Annotated in this window: 2 protein-coding genes; both read right to left on the bottom strand. The window is 43.9% G+C overall.

All coding sequences use genetic code 11. The features are described from left to right. Nucleotides 1-1,163 (bottom strand): molybdopterin-dependent oxidoreductase (locus A3738_RS12145; RefSeq protein WP_197473829.1); only part of this gene is annotated, 1,163 nt, incomplete at its 3' end. Between the two features lie 99 nt (nt 1,164-1,262). Continuing rightward, complete coding sequence (locus tag A3738_RS12140) at nt 1,263-1,946, bottom strand: carbonic anhydrase (RefSeq protein WP_156502696.1); 684 nt, start codon at nt 1,944-1,946, stop codon at nt 1,263-1,265. Between the last annotated feature and the right edge of the window lie 129 nt (nt 1,947-2,075).

Genomic DNA, 2,075 nt, shown 5'->3' with positions numbered 1-2,075 from the left:
TTCGGAGCAGATAACACAGGATTACCAGCCATGGTAAACAAGGCTTTGTATTGACCTTCTCCCTCCGTCAAAATCTCCTCAGCCAATACAGTGCTCGGCAACTCCCCTCCAAATTCAGGAAGTCCAGATACTCGACTATGATATTTCGCGTAATGACCACGGCCAGGTTCGCCAGGTTTCACATACCCAACTGCCGATGAGGGAAACATTGCGCCACCTTGCTTATCGAGATTTCCGCTATAGAGATTGATTAGATGAATCGCCCACTGGCATATTGTCCCATAGCGCTGAGTAGACACACCCATTCGCCCATAGATAACAGCCTTATCAGCATTCAAAAACGCATCAAACACATGCTTAAGCTCGTCAGCACTAATACCTGATTGTTGAGCCGCTTTTTCTATTGAGAACGACGCAAGCATATCGTAAAGCTGCTCTGTACCAAGCACTTCGACGCCTAAATCTGTCGGCGTATCTTTGTTCTCAAGAACATATCTCAGCATCGCCAATAAAACGTATACGTCACTGCTCGGACGAACAAAATAATGCTCGTCTGCAACGTCGGCGGTCTCACTGCGTCTCGGGTCGAATACGACGACCTTACCCTGTCGCTCTTGAATCGACTTCAAACGTTTTTTTATGTCAGGAACGGTCATCATACTGCCGTTTGACGCAACAGGATTTGCACCAAACATAAGGAAATAATCTGTATGATCAACATCAGGTACTGGCACTAAGAACTGATGTCCAAATAAATACAAAGCAACGAAGTGATGCGGCAATTGGTCTAATGAAGTGGCCGAAAAATTACTCTTAGTTTGTAATGCCTTTCTGAGTAATTTGCCATGCGTTAAATTACCGTAGTTATGGACGTTTGGGTTACCTGCATACACGGCAAGACTGTCGTTACCATGTTCACCTTGAAGCGCCGCGACTCGCTCAGCGATCTCTGAAAACGCCTGTTCCCAAGGAATTTCTACCCACTCGCCATCCACTCTCTTGATCGGTTTTTTAATACGATCTGGATCTTCATGTAAATCTTGCAACGCAATCGCTTTCGGACATATGTGACCTCGACTCAAGGGGTCATCTTTATCTCCTTTAATGCTGAGGATCTGATCACCTTGTGTAACAATATCTAAGCCACAGATGGCCTCGCACAAATGACAAGCTCTTTTATGGGTAATCTGGGGTAAGTCAGTCATAGTTACCTTATTATTTTTGTATTTACAGAGCGCTTTTGCTCTATAGTTATTCTTCCATTAGCAATCGTGATTAGAGCCGCATTGATCTTGCTCAACGATCATTGCTTTTGCTAGATCTTTGTACTTTTCTTCCACCGACACAAACTTGGCCAAACTTTCGTCGTATGCTCTAACATCGCCACTGCCAATATCGTAATACCAAGCATGCAAAGTTATTTTTCCGGTTGCGAGTTTTGCTGCAACCTGCGGATGCGTCACCAAGTGCTGAGTTTGAAGAAGTACGTTCTGCTCAATCAAGTGGTTTAACTGCTCTTGATCGGAATCGTTAGGGTATTTTTCTTTTACTACTTGTAGTGCCGCATTTGAGAAAGACAGCCACTGTGAGACATGAGGCAACTCGCTGACAGCCTGAGGATTCATAACACCCTGCATTGCGCCACAACATGAATGACCACAGATCACTATGTGCTTGACCTGCAAGGCCGCAACAGCATATTCAATCGAGGCTGTCACGCCACCTGTTTGACTACTATGCGGAGGGACAATATTTCCTGCGTTTCGAATAATAAACAGCTCACCAGGCTCGGTTTGGACTAATAGATTAGGATCTATGCGCGAATCCGAGCAGGTAATAAACAAAGCCTCAGGTGCCTGACCTTGAGACAGTTTTTCAAATAATTCCTTCTTTTTGCTGTGGACGTCTTTCTTAAACTTCAAAATTCCAGAAACGATCTTAGACACCCCTTGCCCCCAAACTTTATTCTTTTTTAATATCATAAAACTGTTTGTCTACTAATTAATTAGTCTAAACTAGAAGCGTTCTTCGTTGTATTGCTTTTTAGCGCAAGCTTTGGGCATTGAAGAAGTATC

The sequence above is a fragment of the Oleiphilus sp. HI0066 genome (assembly GCF_001635725.1).
Note: the sequence above shows the minus strand (reverse complement) of the source record. Positions and strands in the feature narration are given on the sequence as shown.